Origin of the sequence: Kribbella sp. NPDC051718, assembly GCF_040681515.1 — a bacterium.
Lineage (GTDB): Bacteria > Actinomycetota > Actinomycetes > Propionibacteriales > Kribbellaceae > Kribbella.
On record NZ_JBFAYZ010000009.1, the window covers coordinates 90,741 to 114,677 of the forward strand.

At 69.0% G+C, this 23,937-nt stretch carries 8 protein-coding genes; 7 read left to right on the top strand and 1 reads right to left on the bottom strand.

Translation table 11 applies throughout. The annotated features are described in order from the left end of the window. Positions 1-99 precede the first annotated feature (99 nt). Genes AB0M15_RS30150 through AB0M15_RS30180 form a run of 7 tightly spaced genes read left to right on the top strand, consistent with a single transcriptional unit; the run spans position 100 to position 22,494 of the window. Positions 100-648 (top strand): hypothetical protein, encoded by a 549-nt coding sequence (locus tag AB0M15_RS30150; RefSeq protein WP_363825200.1) that lies wholly within the window; start codon positions 100-102, stop codon positions 646-648. Then, a complete protein-coding gene (locus tag AB0M15_RS30155) occupies positions 645-10,655 on the top strand; it encodes an alpha/beta hydrolase (protein ID WP_363825203.1) in 10,011 nt (3,336 codons plus the stop codon). Before AB0M15_RS30150 ends, AB0M15_RS30155 begins: the two co-directional genes overlap by 4 nt. Next, positions 10,648-12,411, top strand: a complete 1,764-nt coding sequence (locus AB0M15_RS30160; RefSeq protein WP_363825206.1) for a hypothetical protein — start codon at positions 10,648-10,650, stop codon at positions 12,409-12,411. Before AB0M15_RS30155 ends, AB0M15_RS30160 begins: the two co-directional genes overlap by 8 nt. Beyond that, positions 12,408-13,430 carry a hypothetical protein gene (locus AB0M15_RS30165; RefSeq protein ID WP_363825209.1) on the top strand — a complete coding sequence of 341 codons (1,023 nt, stop codon included), beginning with the start codon at positions 12,408-12,410 and terminating at the stop codon, positions 13,428-13,430. Before AB0M15_RS30160 ends, AB0M15_RS30165 begins: the two co-directional genes overlap by 4 nt. Then, positions 13,430-17,353 carry a hypothetical protein gene (locus tag AB0M15_RS30170; protein WP_363825212.1) on the top strand — a complete coding sequence of 1,308 codons (3,924 nt, stop codon included), beginning with the start codon at positions 13,430-13,432 and terminating at the stop codon, positions 17,351-17,353. The genes AB0M15_RS30165 and AB0M15_RS30170 overlap by 1 nt, the downstream gene beginning before the upstream one ends. Then, a complete protein-coding gene (locus tag AB0M15_RS30175; RefSeq protein ID WP_363825215.1) occupies positions 17,350-22,218 on the top strand; it encodes a choice-of-anchor D domain-containing protein in 4,869 nt (1,622 codons plus the stop codon). The genes AB0M15_RS30170 and AB0M15_RS30175 overlap by 4 nt, the downstream gene beginning before the upstream one ends. 33 nt (positions 22,219-22,251) lie before the next feature. Further along, positions 22,252-22,494 (top strand): hypothetical protein, encoded by a 243-nt coding sequence (locus AB0M15_RS30180; protein ID WP_363825218.1) that lies wholly within the window; start codon positions 22,252-22,254, stop codon positions 22,492-22,494. Between the two features lie 5 nt (positions 22,495-22,499). On the opposite strand, the gene AB0M15_RS30185 is transcribed toward AB0M15_RS30180, so the two are convergent. After that, complete coding sequence (locus tag AB0M15_RS30185) at positions 22,500-23,888, bottom strand: BTAD domain-containing putative transcriptional regulator (protein ID WP_363825221.1); 1,389 nt, start codon at positions 23,886-23,888, stop codon at positions 22,500-22,502. Between the last annotated feature and the right edge of the window lie 49 nt (positions 23,889-23,937).

Genomic DNA, 23,937 nt, shown 5'->3' on the forward strand with positions numbered 1-23,937 from the left:
TGTCTTGGGGTAGGGGGAGCAGCTCGTAGGGGCAGGGCCGTCGTGTTGCGGGGCCGACGGTCGTCTTCGGTGTGCCGGGAATCGAGGGACGGGCCGGCGATGAGTGGTGATTTCGGGGCGGGGGCCGACGCGTGGCGTGATGAGCTGCGCGTGGATGTGGTGACAGCCGCGCTGCAGAGCGCGCTGACGGGGCCGCGCAATGTCGGGGCGTCCGCGGTGGTCTGGAGTGATCGTGGGTCGCAGATTGTGCTGCATGTGGGGAAGCTGCAACTGCGGGCGCTGGAGAACACGCTGGTGGTTGCTGTCGATACGCAGTCGGCGGAGTTCGGGGTTGCGCCGCTGATCGTGCGGTTCGTGTTCGGGGGCCGTGAGGATCCGGCGTCGCTGGTTGCCGCTACCGACGAAGGTGCGCTGGGGCATCCGGCGGTCGCGGCCCGGTGGGGGACGTTGTTCCGCGATGTCGTCTGGGCTGCGCTCGTCCGGCTGTTGGTGAGTCATGCGGACAGTCATGGGCTGGCGCCGGCTTCTGTGGAGATCGGGCCGGAGAGGTTCCTGTTCGCGGCTGAGCCTGAGGTATCGGTGCGGGAGCTGGCCGAGCAGCACCATCGCGGGCGCCGAACGGAAGTACCGGAGGGGGAGGCGGGATGAGCTTCGATCTCGGGGGGTCTGATGAGCTCGGGTTGTTGGCGCAGGCGATCGGGCTCGTGGATGCCGGTGGTGAGCTCGACATCGGGTGGTTCTCGGCGCCGCTGACCCGGCTGCAGGGGATCGTCCGGAACGCCGACCAGCGGGCCGCGCTCGGCCGGTTCTGCGACCTGGCGTTGGTACCGGTCCAGCAACCCGGTCGCCCGGCCGCAGAGAAATGGCACCCACTGCTCGGCGACCTTCCCAGCGGCAACCTCTACCTGACGCTGAACGACACCGGGTCGAGCCTGCTCCTCGGTGTCGGCGGCGAGTTCCACAGCAGTACCTCACCAGTACCCGGCCGCCTGCGGATCCAGGCGGACATCCTGTCGGGCGGCTCGACCCTCGATCTGGTGATCGGTACCGCCGCGCACCCGATCACGGCCGAGGTCCGGATCGAGACCGCCTTCAGCCCGCCGGCCCAACCGATCGGGCTCGCCGCCATCGTCGCCCGGTGCAGCATCGTGCCGGACCCGAACAATCCGAGTTTCGGCCTCGAGGTCGTCCTCGAAGGGCTCAGCCTCAACGGCGAACCGCCGATCGACAAGGTGCTCGACGTCGACGAACTCGGCCGGGAGGCGCCGGATCTCCTCGCCGCTCTGCTGAAGGTCGTGCTCGCCGAGGTCGGCCCGGACCCGACGCTGACCATGCTGGCGGACCATCTCCTCGGCCTGTTCGGGTTGGCCGACGGCGAAGGCATTCCGGCGTTCCCCTTCGCCGAGTTGGCCGACGGCCCGGCGGCAGTACAGAACTGGCTGGCAGCCCTGCCCGCGGGCGAGTGGCTCGAGCATCTCGCCGGCCTTCTCGGCACGACGTCAGCCTTCTCCGGCAGCGGCACGCTGGTCGACCCGTGGCGCGTCAGCCTGCTCGAACTCGCCGGCCTCGGCGAGCTGTACGCGACGCTCGCCCGCTCCGGTGACCCGGCCGCCGACGGCTTCGCCCGGTTCGGATTCGGCGTCGAAGTGAGTGCCGACGCCGGTCCGACGGTCAGCGCCGACGCCAGTTGCGTGATCGCCGACGTACCGCTGTCAGGCACCGGCCACGCGCGCGTACTCCCCGAAGCGCGAGCATTGCTACGGCTGACCGGCGCCTCGGACACACCTCTCGTCGACGACCCCCAGGTCCGCGTCGGCACCGTCGAGGCCGGTATCGGCTGGGACGGCTCGACCCTCAAACCAGTCCTGCAGCTCCTCGACAGCCAGCTAGCCGGTACGCCGTACCCCGTACTGGACCTGACGAACGTAGACAGCGTGGAAGCGGCCGCCGCCAACGCCGTCGTAGCCGCCATCAACGCGGCCCTGGGCACCGACATCGGTCGCCGGCTAGCAGCAATCGCAGGCCTCGTACCGCCCGAGGATCCAGCGAACCCCGGCAACCCGGTCCCCGCGTGGCCGCACCAACTCGACCTGGCCAAGCTGGTCGTCGATCCCGCTCGAGCGATCGAGACCTACCACCGGGCCGTGCTCGGTGATGCCGATCGCTGGAACCTCATCCTGCGCGAGATCGCCCAGGTGATCGGCCTCCCCGACGCCGTCGCCGGATCAGGCACGGTCCAACAGCCATGGACCGTCGAGATCGCGATCGCGGACGGCGCCACCCTCCAGCTGGCGGCCTGGCACCAACCCCATCCGGACACACCGACCACCGAGCAACTGCGGATCGGACTGCGGCTGGCCGCTGAGCCGGCCGGCTCGACGCTCGCGTTGACCAGCGAAGTACTGGCCTTCGACCTCCCGGCCACCGGTTCCGCAAGCGTCTCGTTCATCGGCGCCCAGCGGTTGTCGCTGGTACTCAGTCCCGCCCTGGACGCCGCGGCCGGCCCGATCGCGATCAGCCTCGACGACCTCACGCTGGCCGCGGGCTGGCAGCCGGGACAGCCCTTCGGCTGGGACATTCACGCGCACGGCCTGACCCTGACCGCGGACGGCGAGACCATCACGCTCGCCGACGTACACCTTCCGCCTGCAGCGCCGTTCCATCTGACCAACCTGCCGGCGACGGCCGCGGCGCTCGGCCTCACGGTGACCAGTCTGGAGAATCTCCTCCGTCTGCTGCTCTCGATGCTCGCCGGGCTCGCCGGCCCGCAGGCAGACCTGGCGACTGCACTACTAGGACTCCACCATCGGCTGCCTGGCCTCGATGCCGATATCCCGAGCTTGGTCGATCCGGCCCAGCCCGGTCTGCTCTTCCAGGACCCGCTGGGTGCCGTCCGCAGCTGGCTCGGCCGGTTGCTGACCCACGTCGGCGCCGATGGCGAGCTCAGCGCCGCCCTGCTGTTGCAGTACCTCGCATCGCTGGGCACCGACGCCTTCGACGAGCTGGTCGGAGGACTGTCGACGGACCTCGATCCCCAGTTGCCGTCTTTCCTGATCGGTGGCGGAACCTTCGGCGACCCGTGGCGAGTGCCGTGGCCGGGCGGGACCAAGGATGCCGACGGCGACGACATCGGCCCGGATCTGGAGCTCTGGCTCGAACCAGCCGGTCCGCCGATCGACTGGCTGACCGGCATGCGCAACCGCGTCGACGCGGCGACCGACCTGGCCGGCCTGGCTGAGGTCTTCGTCCAGCTCGCCTGGTTCGATCCGGCGATCAACTCCCTGGTCAAAGGCCTGACCGCACGAGACATCGCCGCGCAACTCCGATCGCTGCAGGTGCAGCTCAACGCGGGCGACGGGGTAGTACCAAGGGACGCGCAGAACCCGGACATCTTCGGCTGGATCCAAGGCGCCGAGGTCGACGCCGCCCACCTCGAACTCCCGCGGCACCCGGACGCGATCGCCGCCATCCTGAACCAGATCGAGACCCTCCACGGCGCCGGCCCCCGAACGGTTCTGCTGATCGGACCGGCCTTCGGCAACGCCGGCAGCTGGGCCGACCTGCTGGCAGCGCCCGCCCTACAAGGCCCCACCAATCCCAGCGCGCACTTCGATCTCCGCACGGCCGGCATCGACCCGCGCACGATCGCGCTGGACAGCGTGACCGCGGTCGCCGACTACTACACAGCGGACCTGGCCGACGACCGCCGAGGCGATGTCACGTACCTCGCCGATCAGATCGCTCACATCGCCGACCGGCTTGCGGTTCTCCACCCCGGACCGGTGATCGTGGTCGCGCACTCGTACGCCGGCCTCGCCGCGCGACGCTTCGCCGCCGACCACCCGACCAGGGCGCAAGGCGTGATCACCATCGGTACGCCGCACCTCGGCACCCCACTCGCCTTCCTCGACGACCCGAGTATCGGCGATGCGATCCGCCTGGCCACGAGCGTTCGGGCCGGACTCCAGGCGTCACCTCTGCGCGACGCGCTCGACCATCTGAAACAGGGCCTGGAGGGCTACGAGCCACCGATCGCGCCCGGTGCGCTGGCGACGCCCGATCCGTATCCCGCGTCCTCCTTCACCCTGGCCGCGCCGTACGACCTGGGCGACGTCCCGGTGATGACAATCGCCGGCGTCTGCTCCGACGACGTCTTCACCTTCTTGCAGACCGGCCTGAGCGCGTACCTCCAACAGCTCAGCGGCCAGGCGAGGCCGGCCCCGAGCCATCTCGCGTATGGAATGGCCATGCCGATGTCGATCGGCAACCCGCCCGCCGGTTCGCCGCAGGCCGAGGCGCGAGTGCGATTCGGCCTCGGCCAGATCCCGCTCGGCGACGCACCTCCGGCCGCGCCACGACCGGCACAGTTGCTCCGGGTCGAGCTGGACCTGTTCCGCAGCGGCGGCTGGATCGTCGGCCAAGCAGGACCGAGTGCCGTGGACGGCCGCGTCCGCCGGGTACTGATCGGCCTGACAGCGACCGGATCCGGCGCCGGCATCCAAGCCACCCTGGACGCGACGTTGGATCAGGCCGCCTGGCGTGGGGTGACGGTACCGACCGCAGACCTCGCCGATCCGCGCGCAGCCAGCCTGATCGGCGCGGCCTTCGACGCCGCGCTGGCGAGCACGGACAGTGCGAGTCTCCCGGTCTCCAACCTCGCGGCCGCACTCAGCGCACTCGACCTGGTCAGTACAGACGCGCAGGGAATCACCGGCCTGTCCGGCGACGGCTTCGCGGCGCTACGTACTGACCCCGTCGGCTACCTCCGAGCGCGAATCCCGGCAGCATTGGCCCGGCCAGACGGCTGGGCAGGGCTGGTCGCCGACCTCTCGTTCACCCCGGTCAGTACGCAGGAGTTGGCGTACGTCTGGGCGCCACCAGGTTCGCCGTACGCATTGTTCGTCCGCCGACAAGCCGATGGCACGTGGCGTACCGGCATCGAGACCGGTATTGCCCTAGGTGTCGTCGAACTACCACTGATCAGCGTCAGCGCCGACATCGACCTCCTGTTGCCCGCGTTCCAACCCACCGCCGAACTGGTCGTTCATGTCGGCCCGGTGGCGCTGACCTACCGGACCGTCGACGGAACGATCCGGCTCGACGCAGCCCCGTTCGTCACCGACCTGCCCCTCTTCCCCACGCCGTCGATCGGCGATCTCGCCGCCAAGCTCGACGCTGCGCTGCCGCAGATACTGGTGAGTGGAGTCCTCGGCAATGTCCTCGCCGAACTCGTGCCCGGCTTGAAGATCGGCCAGCTACTGGAGTTGCTCCAAACGCCAGGTGAGTTCCTGGCCGGTGCTCTCGGCGCACTCGACGGCGGCCTCGACCCGGCCAAGCTCTCGGGTTTGCTCACCACCTTGAACAGCGCCATCGGTCTGCCCACCGGCCTCGGCCTCCAACTACCGGCCGACCTAGCCGTCACGGCAGGACCAGGCGCGGCTCCGCAGTCCGCCCGAATCGCAATCGGCACGACGACACCGATCGGCGGCGTGCTGGCCGTCGCCCTCACCCTCGACATCGACGCCACCCGCCATGTCGCACCAGGCGGCGCGGTCACGATCAGTACGCCGCTGAGCGGATCCTGGCCACACGTCGCCATCACGTTCGGCGTCGGCCCCGATGGCGTGACGCTGGTGGTCACCCCGCAAGGCGTCACCCCGATCACCTTGCTGCCGACCTTCAGCGGGCTGGGTGCTCTCCGTGGCGCGGCAGGTGCCTTGCTCCCTGCCGTCCTCGACCAAGCGCTGACCACCTTCCCCGAGCCACGCGACCCCTTGCTCGTCCACACCCTGCAAGCGGCCACGCACCTCGGCGTGTACGACGCGGTGGGTCACTTCTCCGCGCACACCGCCGAATTCACCGCGATGCTCGACGGCACCTGGTTCACCAGCATCGACGCCACCCGCCGGGCTGGGATCGCAGCCGCCGTCGCCGACGTGCTCAACCTGATCCCGGCTCTCTCGCTGCAGAGCATCAACGGCCTGGTCCGCTGGACTCACGACTTGGCGGCCGGCAGCGGCAAGATCCAGATCAGTGCGGGATGGAGCGACAACGGTCCGACGGTCGCAGTCGCGCTCGTCGACCTCGTACCGACCGACGCGCCGCTGACGCTGTCCGCGAACGTGCTCGTCGACGACACCGGCGTGAACGTCGGCAGCTCCATCGGCCTCGACCTCAGCGATCTCGGCGTCACCGTCGTGCCCCGGCTGGCGATCGACGTCGACAGCGGCCCGCCACTGAGCTTCCGGGTACGGTTCTTGCCGCTCAGCAGCGGAAGCGCCGACGGTCCGCTGGTGGTCGAGGTGGCACCGGAGTTCGCGGTGACGGCAAGCCCGTCTGCCGCCGAGACGATCCTGGTCGGCGCCGCCCTGCCGCTCGTGATCCGGGTCGCGGTGAGCGCACTGCACGACGTACTGACCCGCAAACTGTGGACCGACGGTCCCACTCTCGAAGCCGCGTTGACCGATGCCGGCATCCTCACCGGCGGTGAAGTGGTCGAGACGCTGCCCAACGTCTTCGAGATGCTCGCCGGTTTCGTCGCGGGCGCGGCCGGCCAGTTGGACCTGCCGATCGGAACGCTGAACCTCAGCCTGGTTGCCCACTCCGGCCGAGTCGGCCTCGGTTTGACCGGCTACCAGGCCATCGGTCTGGGCGAGCTCGAGCTGCAGATCCTCTTCGGCGCACCTTCGGCCTGGGGAGCAGCCGCGGCAGAAGGGCTCGAGATCCTCCTGCTCGACATCGGCGGCGACTCGGTCGACTTCAACTTCGGCTTGCGCCTCCATGGGGTGGGGATCGGGCTGGCCAAGGGCGACGGCTCGGCGCTGGTGGCGGAAAGCTTCCTCCGATTGGGATCCGTCCGTGCGCTGCTCTTCCTCGACCTCGAAACGGCCGCGGGCTTCCAGATCCTGCACGGCGGCGCGGGCCTCGAACTCGGCGGCTTCGGCCTGCCCATCGGTGCCGCGCTCGACGCCGGCGGCGGCTCCAACCCGGTCGCCTCCAACCTGCTGTCGTCCGGTGGTACCAGCGGTGACAGCCAGTCGGTCAACCCGAGCGCCGACCTCGACATCTGGTACTGGGACCACCCGGAGAACACCGGCGGCCCGCTCCGGGTCCTGGTCGGCGGGCAGGCCGGCATCTTCTGGATCCCGATCCATGCCGGCTTCGGCCCGATCTTCATCGCCGAGATCGGTCTCGGCGTCACCAACACGGCGATCTCGCTCGCGATCGACGGCGGCGTCACGATCGCCGGGCTCAGCGCCGAGGTCGACGACCTCACCGTTACCATTCCGTATGCCCACGTGACCGACCCGACCCAGTGGTCGCTGGATCTGAAGGGGCTGGCCATCGGCTACAGCGGCCCGGCCATCTCGATCGCCGGCGGACTGGTCAAGTTCGACGGCCCGCCGATCGAGTACGACGGGATGCTGCTGATCAAGATCGGCACCATCGGCGCGGTCGTGATCGGCTCGTACAGCGTGGTCGGCAGCGGCGCCGACGAGTACACGTCGTTCGCGATCTACGGCGGCGTGTTCGTACCGATCGGCCTGACGCCGCTGATCAACCTGACCGGCATCGCCATCGGCCTGGGCTACAACCGCCGGCTGATCGTGCCGGAGGACATGAACCAGATCCCGAACTTCATGCTGGTCAAGGCACTCGACCGGCCCGAGGCGCTGGCCAACAACCCGATGCAGGCGCTGTTCGAGTTCCGCCAGCAGACGCCGCCCGCCCGTGGCGCGCTGTGGCTGGCAGCGGGCATCCGCGGTACGTCGTTCGAACTCGTCAACATCACCGCCGTGCTCTACGTGGCACTGGACTCCGGCGTGGACATCGGCCTGATCGGTGTCGCCCGGATGGCACTGCCGTCCGACGAGTTCGCCATCGTCAGCATCGAGCTCGCACTCAAGGCTCGCTTCTCCACCTCGGAAGGGCTGTTCTCGGTCCAGGCCCAGCTCACCGACAACTCCTGGCTGATCACCCCGGACTGCCAGCTGACCGGCGGTTTCGCGTTCTTCATGTGGTTCCGCAAGTCGCAGTTCCTGCTCACGGTCGGCGGCTACCACCCCTCCTTCAAACCGCTGCCGGAGTACCCGGTCGTGCCGCGGGTCGGCTTCCGCTGGGACTTCCTCGGCGTCGTACACATCAAGGGCGAGTCGTACTTCGCATTGACCAACACGGCCGTGATGACCGGCGTCCGGATGGAAGCCACCTACGGCCCGGACTGGATCCAGGTCTGGTTCAGCGCGTACACGGACATCCTGATCTCGTGGGATCCGTTCCACTACATCGTCGACGTCGGGATCTCGGTCGGCGCCCGGTTGCGGATCCGGATCTGCTTCTTCGCCTGCTGCACGATCGAGATCAGCGTCTCCGTCGGCGCCAAGCTGCACCTGGAAGGTCCGCCGTTCCATGGCACGGTGACCGCCGATCTCGGCGTCACGTCGGTGACCGTGCCGTTCGGCGACGACGCCCAGGCGCTGCCGCCGGCCAAGCACTGGGACGAATTCGTCAATACCTATGTACGTTCCGGCGATCCGAACAGTGCGTCGGTCAGCGCACAGGTGTCGACCGGGTTGCTGCCCGCGGAGCCGGCCGGCGCGGCGGTCGCACCCGGTACTGCGGAACAGCCGTGGCGCCTTGCGGCCGAGTGGTCGTTCCGGACCGAGACCCGGATGGCCGCTCGTGGCTTCGCCCTGCAACTGAACAACGACGTCGCCGAGAGCCAGATGTCGACCGTCATCTTCGGCCGGTACGCCGATCTGGCCGCGACCTACGACTTCGACCTGGCCCCGATGTACAAGAGCTCCGACAAGATCACCGCCTTGCACCGGGTCGTGCTGGCGAAGAAGCCGGAGAACTCGTCGAACTTCGTCGACCTCATTCCGCGCAGCCAGAACCCGGCCGACGAGTCGCTGGAGATCGACGAGCAGCTGTTCCGGCTGACACCGATCATCGGGCAGTTCTCGGAAGCGACGTACCACTACTTCCCGGACCTGAAGCCGCCCGCCGCGTCGAACACGCTGCCTGCGTTGACCGGGATCATCGTGGAGGGGGTCGCGGGCCTGCACAACCCGAGCGACGTCATTCCGATCGGCAAGCTGGTCGATGCCAGCAACTTCCGGCCGCTGCCCTTCGCCCGAAGGGATCCGGGACACATCACGGCGGTACTCCAGGCCGGCGCCGCCTGGCTGGAGTTGGCACAGGTCGCCAACGGAGTGAGCACGGGGACGCTGCTGACCGGCCTGGGCACGATCGTCGGATCTGTAGCCGCAGGCGGTGCTGTTGAGTTCCAAGACCTTCGCAAAGACAGCGGCCTGAGGCAGAACGGCTACGGGCCGGTGGCGCTGAATGCACTGGTCACCAGGCGATCCGCGCCACCGACGCTGTCGGCGCTGTCCGAGGGATTCACGTTGGAAGACCAGGGCGCCGGCGTCGCACCGCCGCCGATCCGGGTAGGCGAGGTGAATCCGGTCTTCCTGGAGAAGCCGCGGTTGCGGTCGATGGTGCAACGGCAAGCAGTCATTGCCGGCCAGCAGACCGTTGCCCGAAGCACCATTCCGCGCAAGGGTTTCAGCGCGGCCGAGCTACCGGTGGTCGATGTTCGCAACGACCTGATCACCTCGTTCGATGCACCGGGCTTCGCGCTGCTCACCAAGTCCCTCTCCGGTACCCCGCAACCGACCCGCGCCGCTCGGTCCGCCCGCACCCTGCGTACGCCTGACCTCGGCGCGCCGACCGGCCGCACGGTCGCGGCGTCGATGGCGGAACTCGCCGAGCAGGTACGCAAGGATGGCGTGACCGTCCGCGCCGGATCGACGCAGGTGTGGGAGGTACCGCGAGCGCTGGACTGGTACCTGGACATCGCCGGTGATTCCGCTGTCCGCATCACCGAGCTGAGCACGGCCGGCACCGTCATCGTCGATCGCGAAGCGACCGGCAAGCTCCAGCTCAAGCTGGCCGATGACTGCGCAATGGTCGCCGTCACCGCCCTCGGCCGCCTCCCCGACAACCTACTCAAGAACCTGGCCGAAGCAGCTACTCAAGCCAGCGCGATCACGGCCAACGTGGCTACCTCCGGCGCGCTGCCGGTCCTCGGATGGCAGCTCGGCTCGGAGTTGGTCCAGGTGGGGCCAACCACCTTGCTGGCCAGGGGATCCGTGGTCTCGTTGTCCAAGCCGATCGGCGCCACCATCCGTGGGCACGCGGCCGCGACCGGGATGATCACGGTCTCGCGGGCGTTGCTGGCGCAAGAGGTCGTCCAGACCGACTTCGGACCGTTCGTCACCGTGATCGGCGTACTGATCGACAACCCCGACGCCACCCGGCTCGGCCCCGAATCGGTGATCCTCAACACCGAGCAGGTCCGGGTCGCCGGCCCGCCGATCCAGGTCACCGCAGGCACCCGAACCCTTTTCCTGTACGACGTACGCCGCCGCCCCTCCGACGCCGGCGACCCCGACCGGATCTCGGTCACCGTCGGCCTGCTCACCCCGCCGGGCGCGACGCAACCGATCGTCTTGTCCGGAATCGTCGGTGGCGCCGGGACGGCGGCCAACTGGGCGACGACCCTCAACGGCTCGACCTTGACCGAGGTGGTCGGCGCCGAGCAACTGACCGTGGACGGGAGCGTCTCTGTGAGGTTGAGCAATGGTTGATCCACGCGTCGGCGAGATGATCCTCTACGACTTCATCCGGCCGCCACTGACGGCCGGCGAGTACCGGATGCGGGTGGGGACCGAGGTCGCCATCGACGGTGCCGGGCAACCGCTGCCGGGCCAGGACTTCTTCTTCGACGTCGAGGGCCCGCGGTTCGCCCTCGCGCCCAATGAGGTCGCGGGGGTCTTCCCGCCTCGCAACGGTCACGGCCCGTTCGACTCGGCGCTTCCGCATGTCGCCCTCGGCCGTCGCACGCTGCCCTGGGAGCGACCGCTCGGAGACGCCTACACGGCGGGTGCCGACGAAACGCCGTACCCGTTCCTGGCGCTGGTGATGTTCGAGCAGTCGGAGTGCACGATCCGGCGCAATCTCGCGCTGACCGACGTGGTGCCGCACGACGTGTTCGTCCGGCTCGGGCAGCCCAGCGGTATTCGCTGCGATGCGGTCGAGGCCGATCAGCAGTTCCTCAAAGAGATCCTGCCGATGCCCGAGGAGCTGCAACTGCTCACCCACGTGCGTCAGGTCAACGTCGACGATCGCGAGCTGGCGGCGGGCGATTCGGACGGCTACTTCGCCGTCGTGATGAGCAACCGGGTGCCGCGGTCGGGCGCGGACTATGTGTGTTGCCTGGTCTCGGTCGAGGAGCGGACCGACCTGCTCCCGGTCACCGACTACGCCGACACCGGCTCCGACATCTTCCAGAACGCCGCCATCGCCGACATCTCCGAAACAGTGGCCTTGAGCAAGAGCTCACTCGGCACCAGCGTGATCGCGTCGGAGGCCGACAAGTTCGCGAAGTTCCCCGCCCAGGACCTGGTGGTCGGCAACACCTTCGCCGGCACCGCGGGCGCCGCCGCCACGACCAATTTCGCCGCCACCACCAATTTCACCGCCACGGCCAATGTCACTGCCAACATCAATGCCACCATCAACGTGGTTCTGTATCCCAAGGCGCAGTTGGTACTCCTGCACAGCTGGACGTTCACCTGTGAAGGCGATGGCACCTTCCGCCAGTTGATGCAGGGTCTGGACGTCGGCATGATCGGCGACGTCGAGCCGGCCACCAAACTCGAGGTCACCGACACCGGCCACATCAAGATCGACGTCACCGACCGGCTCGGAGCGCCCGAGCAGAGCTGGTACCGCGGCCCGCTGGTGGCGCAGCCGCTCACGCGCGACGCGCTCGGTCCGTACCACAGCTCCGACCAGGCCCGCCGGGTCGTCGCCGAGACCGGCGCGGAGAACATCTCGTACGCCGCTGCCTTCGAAGTCGGTCGCCTGCTGGCCGCGGCCGATGCCCGGCTCGCTCAGGAGCTGATGCGCTGGCGCCGCGGGTCGTTCCGATCGAGTGCGCGGCAGTCCGCGATCAATCTGCTGCAGGTGGCGATGCGGCTCAACCTGATCGAGAACCCGTTGGACCCGGTCGCCTTGCGGTACTCGGTCGACGTACTGGAGAAGGTGACCAAGGGCATCGCGCCGCCGACCGACCCGTTCGGGGTCGACGCGTTGCTGGCCAGTCCGTTGCTGCAACCGGAACGAGTGGCGAAGGCGTTCGCGCTGAGATCGGTCGACGACGCCGTCCGGCTGCTCGGCGCCGATGTCGCGCTCACCCAGTCGGTCCTCGTCGACGGCGGCAGGGCAGTACCGACCACCAACCTCGATCAAGTGCTGTCCGATCAGGTGGGAATGGCCGCGCTGGCCGAGTTGCGGCAGCGGGCGTTCGCCAATCTGCAGGAGCCTGGAGGCAATCGATGAGACTTCCGGCCACCACCGCCCGCGAGGCGTTGTTCACCCGGCTCAAGGATCCGGCCCAGACGTCGGTCCTGCAGCCCGACGGCGACCTGCCGCCGTACATGGAGTCGTTCCTGGCTCATCTCCGGCTGCTGGTCGGCGTGCCGTTCGAGTACCTGATCCCCGACGACCGGATGCTGCCGCCGGAGTCGATCCGGTTCTTCTACGTCGACCGCTCCTGGACCGACCGGCTGGTCGACGGTGGGCTCGCGGTCGGCCAGATCGGGTCGCGCGAGGAGGCGCACTACCAAGCGCGCGGAAGCGCTCTGCACCAACTGCTGGACCAGAGCGAGCGGATGGTCCGCAATCTCCAGCGGGGCAAGGACTTCTACGCCGCCAAGGCTGTCAGCGATGCCGACCAGCGAGAGGCCAAGCTGATCACCGGTTTCCTGCTCCGGTCGAGCGCGGTCAAGCAGTGGCCGCACATGGACGTCCGCGGCTATGACGTGACCATCGCCGAGCCGTTCGAGACGTCCTCGGCCAACGCTGGCGGACACCAGCTGAAGCTACTCCGGCTCGAGCTGCTGGCGCCGTCGCTGATGATCGCGCTGTTCGAGACCGAGCCGAAGATGGTGATCCTCGAAGAGCCACACCACGGCGTGCAGTTCGGGGTGCGGCACGTCGGGTCGCAGCTCAAGGTGCCGTTGCGGGACGGGCACGGTCAGCAGATCGTGAAGAACGGGCGGGCCGTCCAGGTGACGGTGCCGACCAGGAAGCGGCACTCGGACGTGATCCGGGTCGCCGCGCTACGCGAGGCGTTGATCGACGCGCATGCCGCCAACCCGACTTCGGTGGTCCAGGAGGGCTCGGGGTCGTTCGCCATCTCGGTGCTCGACCCGCCGTGGCGGCAGCACTTCGAAGGTACCGAGGACTTCGCCGACACCGGCATCCCGAGCCACAACCTGGAGTTCGTGAACGTCACCTTCACCGTGCAGCAGCCGCTCGTGCTGAGCAGCGTGAAGACGGTCCTGGGGGTGCTGTGATGGCCATCGATCCCAAGCTGATCTCGCTGTCGCTGGCGCACGGGATGACGCCGGGCATGATCGCCAGCTGGAACCCGAGGCTGCCGCGCACCCCACGCGTGCTGGTGCCGATCCAGCTCGACGCGCTGGTGGTCCGCAAGGAGGAAGGGACCTGGGCCAAGGTCGCGATGGAGGTGCCGGAGACCGGGAGCGACAGACTCGCGTACGAGCTGCTGGCCGAGCCGTTCGCGGAACGCGAGCCGCGGAAGCCAGGCGTCTACCTGCACTGGGCCTTGCCGGATGCGCTCACCCGAGGCAGCGGTACTGCGGCCAGCGGCGACGTCGCGTTTACCGCCGTACCGGACCGCTGGCTGGTGGTCCGGCTGTCGTCGGGCAAGGAAGGGACGCGGCGTGCCGTCAGCGGTTGGGTGATCGAAGCCGGTGACGAGACGCCGACCGTCATACCGCTCGACGAGTGGACCGAGCCGGTCGATCCGGAGTCCACCACGGTGCCCGGCCAGGAACCGCTGACGGCGCTCGGACATGGCGATACCGCTTGGTCGGCGTACTTCGACAACGTCGAAGGCCGACTCGGTTTCTACGACGACCTCAGCCAGCTCGGCGGTCTCGGAAAGCAAGGCGACGTCCGGGGACCGCTGGCCTATCTGGTGTGTGGCTGGCACAGCCGGATGGTCGACGATCCGATCGGGGAGAACCTGAGCTCGCCGACCCAGTTCGAGACGCGGCTGACCGGCCTTGGCTGGGAGGTCAACCCGGCCGACATCGAGACGGCCTTCGTCTACGCGCAGAATCGCGCCAAGGCGGCCGGCACCGTCGGGCTGGTCGCGCGGGAGAGTCGGTTCGCGGTGCAGACCGACCCGGCGGTCGGCAAGAAGATCGTGGCCGACGGTGCGTTCGGCGAGACGTCGACCCAGCTGACCAACATCGGGATTCCGGCGCTGGGCAAGTGGTTGGCGCAGGCGGTGTCGTGGCCGCAACTCACGCTCTACCACGGCGCGGTGGTCGGGCTCGGCTGGCCTGACGCAGGCTTGCCGGTCGCTCCGGAAGGCCTGCTCGGTGGCGTGGTCGGCGGGCCACCCGACGCCGGTGCGGTCACCGTCACCATCGGGAACACACTGACCGAAGCGCTGGCTGCGCGGCTTGCGGCCAACCAGGGGAACGCCGATGAGGCTCGCATCCTCGAGGCAGTGCTGCTCGGTGGTACGGACGAACTGGACATGCCCGACAGCGCCGCCCGGATCGACAGCCGGCTGCACGCGAGCGGGTTCGCCGGGCTGCCTGGTGGTGTGGTGACCGAGCCGGTCTCGCAGACCGCGTCGGTACAGCCCAGTTCGGTGGTACCGGATCCTTCCAAGACCGATCCCGGCGTCTTCCGCGGCAGATCGGCCGGCGGTCGCAAGGCCGGTACGTTGCTGAGCAAGACGCATTTCGACGGTGTGCTGGTCGCCAATACGTCGGCGACTCCGATCGCCCATGGGTCGCCCAAGCTCGGGATCGGCTCGATGGACAAGGTGCTGCAGGCGATCAAGGCCGTCGAGGAGGTCACGGTCAAGGTCCCGTCGGCGCCCAACGCCGAGCCGGTGACGCAGACCATCGACGCCAAGCGAGCGCTGCCGCGGTTCTTCGTTCCAGCTGACCCGGTGTTCTTGATCGAGGGCGGCGGCCGGGCGTTCAAGCACGGATTCGACGGCATGTACGCCGAGACGCAGAAGCTGGTCTGCAGGCTCAGCGGCCACACCGTGACCGGCCTCTCGCCGCGGCGGCTGGTCAACCTGCCGGGCTCGGCGGTCCGTGGGGAGGACCTTCTCGATCGGACCGTCGACCATGGCGGCGTACCGGTCGAATGCGACGATCTGGTTCGCGAGTTGGCGCTGCTCGACCCCGGCAGCGCACCGGTGGCCGTGCAGTCCCGGTTCGGCGGAGATGCCAGGTTCGATGCGGCGGCGCTGACTCAGGCGGCCGAGGTGTTCGCCGTCGAGCAGACCGTCTGGCAGGTCGCGCGGGACGATCGGCGGGACATCGCGCCGCTGCTCTCGCTGAGCGGATTCGCCGGAACGTTGCCTGCGGCAATGGCCGTGGCGCTGCCGAAGATCCCGTGGGTTCCGCTCCATTTGGACTGGGAGGTTGAGCTCTACAGCTCGCCCGAGTTCGCCGGCTGGCAGTTGGAGGAGATCGACTTCGACGCGGTGCCGGACAGCCTGCCGGACGCGTACCAGGCCGGCGTACGAACGCTGAGCGGCCGTGCTCTGCTGGGCGGTGGCGCGGCGCAGGTGGCCGCGGCGACCGTCCGCGATGTGCTGGAACAGGCGCAACAGAGTGCCGGTTCGATCTCGCTGACCCCGAAGACGACGCATGCGTTCCATTCACAGGCGGGCATGGAGATGGTGAGCCAGATCAGCTCGATGGTCTCGCTGCAGACGCAACGGGCCGCCGACGAAGCGGACCTGGATCACATCGCCGACGAGCTGGAGAAGATGGACGTCCTGGTCGGTGCGATGGACCGGTTCAACTCGATCCTGCGGGCCGGCTTCGTTGCGGACGGCGTCGCGAAGCCTGCTGACGGGGTCGTGCCCGCTGACTTCTGGCCGCTGCGGTCGGGGTTCCTGAAGGTCAAGCGACTCCGGCTGGTCGACTGCTTCGGCCAGGTCCTCGACCTGGCCGGCTCCAGTGCCACCGAGCCGGCGAAACCCGAGCTGATCATGCGGACCGAGCCGTTGACCGTCGCGGATCGGCCGGATCTGGTCGAGTTGGCGCCTCGGTTCACCGCACCGAGCCGGTTGTGGTTCCGGTTCGTCTCGGCTACTGACGATGCGGTGGAGGCGAACGACGCGACCAGTCCGGTCTGTGGGTTCGTACTGCCCAACCACCTCGACGGCGACCTCCAGTTCCACGCGACCGACGGGGTCGGCCTCGGCGCGGTCCGCTTCGACGGCGGGCGGCTCGACGTCGAGGCAGGTGCCGGAGTGGGGGCCGGGATCGTCTGGGAGGACTCGCCCGGCCAGCCGACCAACCTCGGCTCCGCACCGGCCGGCACCATCCGCAACCGCCATCTCGCCGGGATCGCTCAGGGACTGCTCGACTGGGGCGTGGTCGACGCGACGCCGGATGCCCCGGCGGTGGATACGGCCCTCTCGTCACTGCTGCGGATCGTCGACTCGTCGCTGTGGTCGGTCGATCCGTTCGGGCACATCGGCGAGGAGCATCTCGCCTTGCTGGTCGGCCATCCGATCGCCGTACTCCGGGCGCTGGTCCGGGTCGAGGTCGACGAGCCGGTCGCGCCGGGGCTGGTCAGTGGCATCCGCGTTCCGGTCCGCGTCGGTGCGCTCGCGCATTGGCAGGACGGCCTGCTCGGGTACTTCGTCGGAGACGACTACCGCACCCTGCACGTCTCCGACCCGGCCGCCGCCGACTTCGCCCGGCCGGTCGGGCCACACCAGGGCTTCAACGGCCAGGCCTCCAGTACGTCGGACTACTACACCGACTTCGCCACCGACCTCGGCGTCATCGCCCAACCGGGGTCGACCCCGGTCGACCATCCGTACGTCGACACGAGCGGGGTGCTGTGGGTGCAACCGCAGCAAGACGTCTGGCTCACGTTGCTGATGGAGCCGCACAGCGTCGTCCACGCGACCACCGGTTTCCTGCCCCGCAAGGAGATCGGCATGCGGCGGTCCTGGGTCTCGCCCGGCCTGTCCCGGCTGGCACCGGTGTTCCGGTTCGGCCCGGTACTGGTCGATCCGAAACTGATCCGGATGCCGATCGCCGCCGACATCCGCGGTACCTGGACCTGGAACCACCGGGCCGATGCCACCACCTGGGCCGAGGACCCGATCATCAACTCGACCGCGGACGCGCGGATCCCGCCGGACCCGTCCGAGGGACAGGAGGGCTGGCTCAAGCTCACCCCCGAGGAGGAATCGTGAGCGAGCCACGGTTCGAGAACGACGCCAACGAGGGCGAGTCCGAACGCAAACCGGAAGCCCTGCAAGCGCTGCAGTCCGACCGGCGTGGCCGCATCGACAACCGGCGCTGGCGGTATGCGGTCCGCGACGTCGGCGCGTTGAGCTACTCCGGACCGGGCCGGTGGAAACAGGTCGGCCCGGCGCCGCTGCTGATCGGGAACGAGCAGATCTTCCTCGGTACCGGCCCGGACAGCGGCGAGGTCGTCGACATCGCGATCGATCCGCGACCGGGCCCCGACAAGGTCATCTACATCGCCACCGGCAACGGCGGGGTGTGGAAGTCGCGCGACGACGGCGTGAGCTGGTCGCCGCTCACCGACCACTTGGCGGCGATGGCCATCGGTGCCATCGCCTTGGACCCGGTCGACCCGGACATCTTGTACGTCGGTACGGGCAACCTGTTCGAAGGCGCCGGCGGCCTGCCGAAGTCCGCCGGACTGTTCAAGTCGGTCGACGGCGGGGTCAGCTGGTCGCGACTCACCTCGCCGGCGGGCCGGCCGCCGCAGGCGATCACCGCCGCGGTCAACAACGGCGGCGGGGTCCGGGTGACCATCGCGGGTCACGGCTACTCAACCGGAGATCGCGTCGCCGCCGTCGGGCTTCCGGGGGTGGTCGGAGCGGTCGGCGAAGGCGACTCGACCCGAATCGACGCCAACACTCTGCGGATCCCCGGTGCCACCATGAACGCGGCGTACGGCGGAGCCGGCGCGACGCTCTTCGACGCGCGGCAGCCACCGTTCCTGAGCGACCGGGGCATCATCCGGATGGTCTGCCCGACCGGTGGCACGCTGCTGGTCGCGTCGCAGGCCGGGCTGTACTACTCGGCCGATGGTGGCCGGAACTTCGGGGCCAACCATCCGGCGTACGACGACGGCCGGCCGATCCGACTCGGCGTGATCTCCGCCTTGGAGGTCGACCAGGGCTGGTACCGAACCACCCGGGTGACCGGGGCGAGCAATGCCGATCCGATCGAGGTGACGGCGCTGCGGCACGGGTTCGCCACCGGCGATCGGGTGATCCTCGGTGGGGTCGGGCCGAACCAGCAAGCCAACGGCAGTTGGCTGATCGACCGGGTCGACGCCGACAAGTTCACTCTGCGGACTTCGCATGGCGCCGGCGGGGGTGCGACCAGCGGGTTCGCCTGGGGTCCGTCCCACCCGTCGACAAAGCCAGTGACGGGCGCGACCAATCCGGCTGCGCCCAACCCGATCGTGATCACGGCGGCCGCGCACGGCTTCATCACCGGCGACATCGTGGCCGTCAGCGGCGTACAGGGCAACACCGCGGCCAACCGGTCCTGGTCGATCCGCGTGCTCACGCCGAACACCTTCTCCTTGGTCGGTTCTCGTGGCAACGGCGCGTATGTCGCCGCGACCGGCATCGTCGACGGACCGCAGCACGCGCCTGCCGTGCCGATCACCGCTGCGGCGAACGGCGGGGGAGGGATCAACGTCACCGTCGTGGGTCATGGCTTCGACGGCGACCTGGTCACCGTTCTGGGGTTGCCGGGGATCAATGCGCCCAACAACTCCGGCCGGGCGATCCGGGTCGACAACGATCACTTCCGGATCGCGGGCATCACGATGAACGCGGCGTACGGGGGAGTGGGCGCGACTGTCGTCGGACCGGCGGACGCGTTCAACACGGTGTACTTCGCCAGCGGCGGCCGGACCTTCCGCACCACGTCGACCAACCCCGATCGCGGGCTGTTCCGGCTGACGATCACCTCGACCGGCGAGCTGATGCAGTCCGACAATCTGCTCGCGCATGGCGGCGGCGTGCCCGCTGGACTGGGATTCGGCCGGGTCGTGTTCGCCCAGTCGCTCCTGCCGCGGACCCGAACCTTGTACGCATCCGTGCAGGACAACGAGTTCATCGGCTCCAGCACCTTCGTCGGGCTGTTCCGCAGCGACGACTTCGGCGCGACCTGGGCGCCGCGCCCGGCGTTGAACGCGCGCGCCGCTGCCGACGGTGTGGCGAACATCGTCTACAACCTGACGCTCGGGGTCGATCCTCAGCATCCGCAGGTCGTCTACGCGGGGTTCCAGCAACTGTGGCGGTCGATCGACAGCGGCGGCACCTTCCCGGCGGTGACGCCGGCCACCCGTGGCGGGATGGATGCGATCGCCGGCTTCGGCAGCTCGCCGAGTACGACGCTCGCGCACTGGGACCACCACGAACTCACCTTCGCGCCCCCGACCCGGTGGGATTGGTCCGGCGTCGCGCCGGTCTCGCCCACGCCGGTGTACCTGGGCACGGACGGCGGGATCAACCGGACCGGCAGCGTCGGCCCGGTCAACGGGATCGGCGGCACGATGACCTTCGATCAGCTGAACGAAGGCATCGCGACCTCACTGCTGCGCGGGATGGACATCGGCCGCGGCGTCGGTACCAACGAAGTCGTCTTCGCCGGCATGCAGGACACCGGTACGGCGGGGCACCGGCGAGGCGATGCGATCGGCGCGTGGACGGCCGGTATCGACGGTGACGGCGGGGATGTCGCGGTGGACTCGTTCAACCCCGACATCGTCTACGGCTTCGACGGCGGCCGCTTCATCCGGTCGACCAACGGTGGGCGGACCTTCATCGACAGCGGTTTCCCGATCCCGGCCAGGCACCAGATCATCTCGATCCACAACGAGAATCCGGTCCGGGTGGTCACTTCGGGGCATACGTTCCGTACGGGCGATGGTGTGTTCATCTCCAACGTCACCGGTGGCGGTGGGATCGCCAACGGCGGCAACGTGGTCACCGTGCTGAACCCGCGCGAGTTCACCCTCAACGGGAAGAACGGGACCGTGGTGGCGGCGTTCGGCGCCGGCCCACAGGCGGCAGGCGACCGGTACCTGACCGAGCTGAACATCACCGCTGCGACGCTCGCGGCGCCGATCGAGATCGAGACGGCCGTCCCGCACGGCTGCGCGACCGGGCAGAAGGTGCGGATCGACGGCGTCGCCGGAAATGTCGCCGCCAACAACTCGGTGGCGACTCCGAGCTGGACGGTGACCGTGATCTCGCCGACCCGGCTATCGCTCAACGGCTCGGACGGTTCGGCTCAGCCTGCGTACGTGGTCGGAACGGGTCGGCTTCGAGGGCCCGCGGTGGCCGGCACGGTTCCGGTGTTCCGGGCGGAGAACACGACGCCGATCGTGGTCACCGCGCAAGGTCATGGCTTCGTGTCCGGGGACAACGTGACAGTTACCGGGGTGACAGGCAACCTCGCCGCAAACGTTGTAGGGCAGGCGATCCGGGTGCTGGACGCGAACAGCTTCGAGCTGGTCGGGGTCGCCGGAAACGGGGTGTCGGGGGCGGTGCCGCGAGCAAGTGGGCAGACGATCGGTCGCGGGTTGCCTCTCGGGGGTACGAACCGGCAGCGGGTCGCCTTGGTGCCGGTGGCCGGGGCGGTCTCCACGACGGTCTTCGTCTCGTTCGACAACCAGCTGTTCCGCAGTACGAACGGTGGCATCACCTTCGTCAACGTGGCCACCTTCACCGACCCGATCTCCGCGCTGCATGCGCCGGCGGCCAATCAGCTCTGGGTCGGCATAGCCGGGAGCCAGGTGCCGTTCAGGGCGGGGACCGTGCGCTTCAGCAACAACGCCGGGAACTCCTTCCTGGGGGCGGCGAACAACTACGTCAACAACATCGGTGCCCGGGGACCGATCGCTGCTATCCGTTCGGATCCAGCCGTTGCGGCCGGTACGACGGTGGCCGTGGTGGTCGCGGGGTACAGCGAGACTGCGACGGAGCGGCGTACGCGGCATGTGTTTCTGACTACGGCCGGTGGAATCACCGTTGGCGGGGTCGCGCCGTGGCATGAGGTCGGCGGGGTGTTCAACGCGCCGCTGGGGAACCTGCCGGACATTCCGGTGATGGGACTCGGCTGGGAGCGGGTGACCGGCGGGCCGTCGAGGTTGCTGGTTGCGTCGGACATCGGCGTACTGCGCCTTGGTGCCGCGTCAGTCTGGGAGCGAGTGGGGCCGAACCTTCCGAACGTGTCGTGCCAGGCGCTGGAACTCGACAACACGGTCGATCCCGCGGTCCGGCCGCAGGTGATTCGGGTCGGCACGTATGGGCGTAGTGCGTGGGAGTTCGAAGTACCGGCCGGGCCGAGTCTCCTGGTCGAGGCTGATCTGGGGTTTGGCGAACAGCAGGTCGCGACGACGACCCGGCGACGGATCGTCCTGCACAGCATCGGGAGCGCCGGGGTGACCGTGACCGAGATCTTCGGTGTGGCCGGCGATTTCGCAGTACAGGCGGTGCCTGCCGGGCCGCTGAACTTCCCATTGGCGCTCGCGAGTGGTGAGCATCGGGCGGTGGAAGTCTCGTTCACGCCGGGCGCGGCGGGGGATCGGGGGACGCAGTTGATCGTGCGTTCCGATGATCCCGAGCACAGTGCGATCACCTTGCGGGCGACGGGGTTCGGGATCGCCGCCGGGCGGCCGCGGCTGAGTGTGCGGGCGTTCCTGGAGTTCGGTCTGGTACGGACCGGGGCGCCGGGAGACCTGCCGCTGGAGATCCGGAATCTCGGAAGTGCGCCGCTGACCATCGACACCGTGCAGCTTGATGTTGCTGGCAGCAACCGATTCTCGCTGCCGGGGTTGCCGGCCCTGCCGTTGGTGATCGCGCCGGGGGACGCCACGTCGGTGACAGTGCGCTTCGACCCAAATGCCAACGGCGTGGTGCGCGGGGCGGTGATCGTCCGCGGCAACGGCCAGGGCGCGGTGGTGAATCTGCTCGCCGAGGGCACCACCACGGCCGCCGGCATGGTCGCGGTCCTCCTGAACACGCTCGGCCTGTCCGACCCACCCGAGGTGGTCGCTTAAAACCTGTTCGTACTCATCGAAGGAGCTTGCCTGATGTCTTCGTCGCCCGCGGTACGTACTCGCTTCTGGCTCCAGTCCGGCTTCTCGGTCGCGTCGCTGGTGCTGGCGATGGTCACGCTGATCAGCCGCGAATGGATCGAACTCCTCACCGGCTGGGATCCCGACGGCGGGAACGGGGCCCTCGAGTGGGCGATCGTGGCGGTACTCGCCGGGGCCGCGCTCTGCCTCGGCCTAGCCGCCCGGCGCGAATGGCGCCGCCCCCGGCTCGCGACCTGACCCGGCTAGGCGGTCGTTGTCCGGCCCAGTCGCGCGGCCTGGTCGATTAGTGCGTCGAGGGCGGGGCGGGTGGGGCCGGGGAGCCACGCTAGTGCGACTGTGATGGGGGGCATGTCCAGGACGTCGATGTAGGCGATGTCGGGGCGGGGGTAGAAGTCGCGGCAGGCGGACGGGACGACGGTGATGTTGGGGCCTAGGGCAACAGCTGAGAAGAGTTCTTCGAGGTTGGTGACCTCGTCGTCGGTGAACTCGACGCGGCTGCCGTCGGGGCGGGGGTCGACGGCCCAGAAGTCGCGGTACTCCTGGTGGACGCTGGGGGACAGGCTCACCACCTTGTGACCCTTCAGGTCCGCGATCCGGAGGTGGTCGCGGCTGGCCAGTTCGTGGTTGTTGCTGACTGCAACGGCTCGGGTTCCGGTGCCGATGACCTGGACCGGGACGCCGGGCGGGACGGGGAGGTAGGCAACGATGACGTCGACCTTGCCCTGCGGCAGCGCGGTCACCTGTTCGACGAAGTCGAGGTGGCGGACCTTGATGGTGACGTCCGGATGGTGGAGCCGCATCTCGGCGAGCAGGGCGCGGACCTCGGGCAGGGCGACGATCGCCTCGTGGCTGCCGATCACCAGCTGGCCGGACTTCGGCGGGTCGTGGAACGGTGCCCTGGCCGAGCGCGGCTCACGGAGCAACTCTGCGTGGACCTTGGCGAGGGCTGCGCTGGGGCTGACGCCGAGCTCCTCGGACAGTCGGCGGCGCACATCGTCGTACCGGCGGAGGGCCTCGGCTCGTCGGCCGCAGGCGAGCAGGATCGTCAGCAGCCGAGCGTGGACGCGCTCGTCGTAGGGCAGCTCGGACGCCAGTTGCTCCAGCTGATCCAGCGCGAAATCGGGCTTGCCGGCCTCCAGCGCCGCGTCGGCGAGTTCGAGGGCCAGGCTGATCCGCGACTCCTCCCACCGGCGTACCAGCGGGTCGGTGCGGATCCATTCGGGGCCGTCGGCAAAGAGTGGCCCGCGCCACAGCTCGAGCGCCCGGTGCAGTTCGTGGGCGCGCTCAGTCGGGTCGGTCGCTCGCGGCGCCAGGACGAGTCGCCGGTACTCCGCGAAGTCATCGTCCGAGTCCGGAATCTCGAGCCGGTACCCCTGCCCGTCCCAGCTGACGGTCGCCGCCGGGCCGCACTCCTCCTTGAGCCAGTCCCTGAGCCGCGACACGGTCGTGTGCAGCGACCCGCTCGAGCAGCCGGCCGGTCCCCAGCCGAGCTCCGTCACGCGCGCGGCGCTCGGCGCCTCGCCGGAGTGCAGCAGCAGCGCACCCAGCAGATTGCGAACGGCCGGCCGCTTCGCCGCCACCGTCTCGCCGCCCACCTGCACCCGGATCGGCCCGAGGATCCCCAAACGCACGCGAGACTGCCCCAACATGTCCCCGCATCCATGTAGTACTCCGGTAACC

Bases quoted from the DNA above. Each gene is read 5' to 3' on its own strand.
- AB0M15_RS30150 (WP_363825200.1), top strand. From the start codon at position 100: ATGAGTGGTGATTTCGGGGCGGGGGCCGACGCGTGGCGTGATGAGCTG.
- AB0M15_RS30155 (WP_363825203.1), top strand. From the start codon at position 645: ATGAGCTTCGATCTCGGGGGGTCTGATGAGCTCGGGTTGTTGGCGCAG.
- AB0M15_RS30160 (WP_363825206.1), top strand. From the start codon at position 10,648: ATGGTTGATCCACGCGTCGGCGAGATGATCCTCTACGACTTCATCCGG.
- AB0M15_RS30165 (WP_363825209.1), top strand. From the start codon at position 12,408: ATGAGACTTCCGGCCACCACCGCCCGCGAGGCGTTGTTCACCCGGCTC.
- AB0M15_RS30170 (WP_363825212.1), top strand. From the start codon at position 13,430: ATGGCCATCGATCCCAAGCTGATCTCGCTGTCGCTGGCGCACGGGATG.
- AB0M15_RS30180 (WP_363825218.1), top strand. From the start codon at position 22,252: ATGTCTTCGTCGCCCGCGGTACGTACTCGCTTCTGGCTCCAGTCCGGC.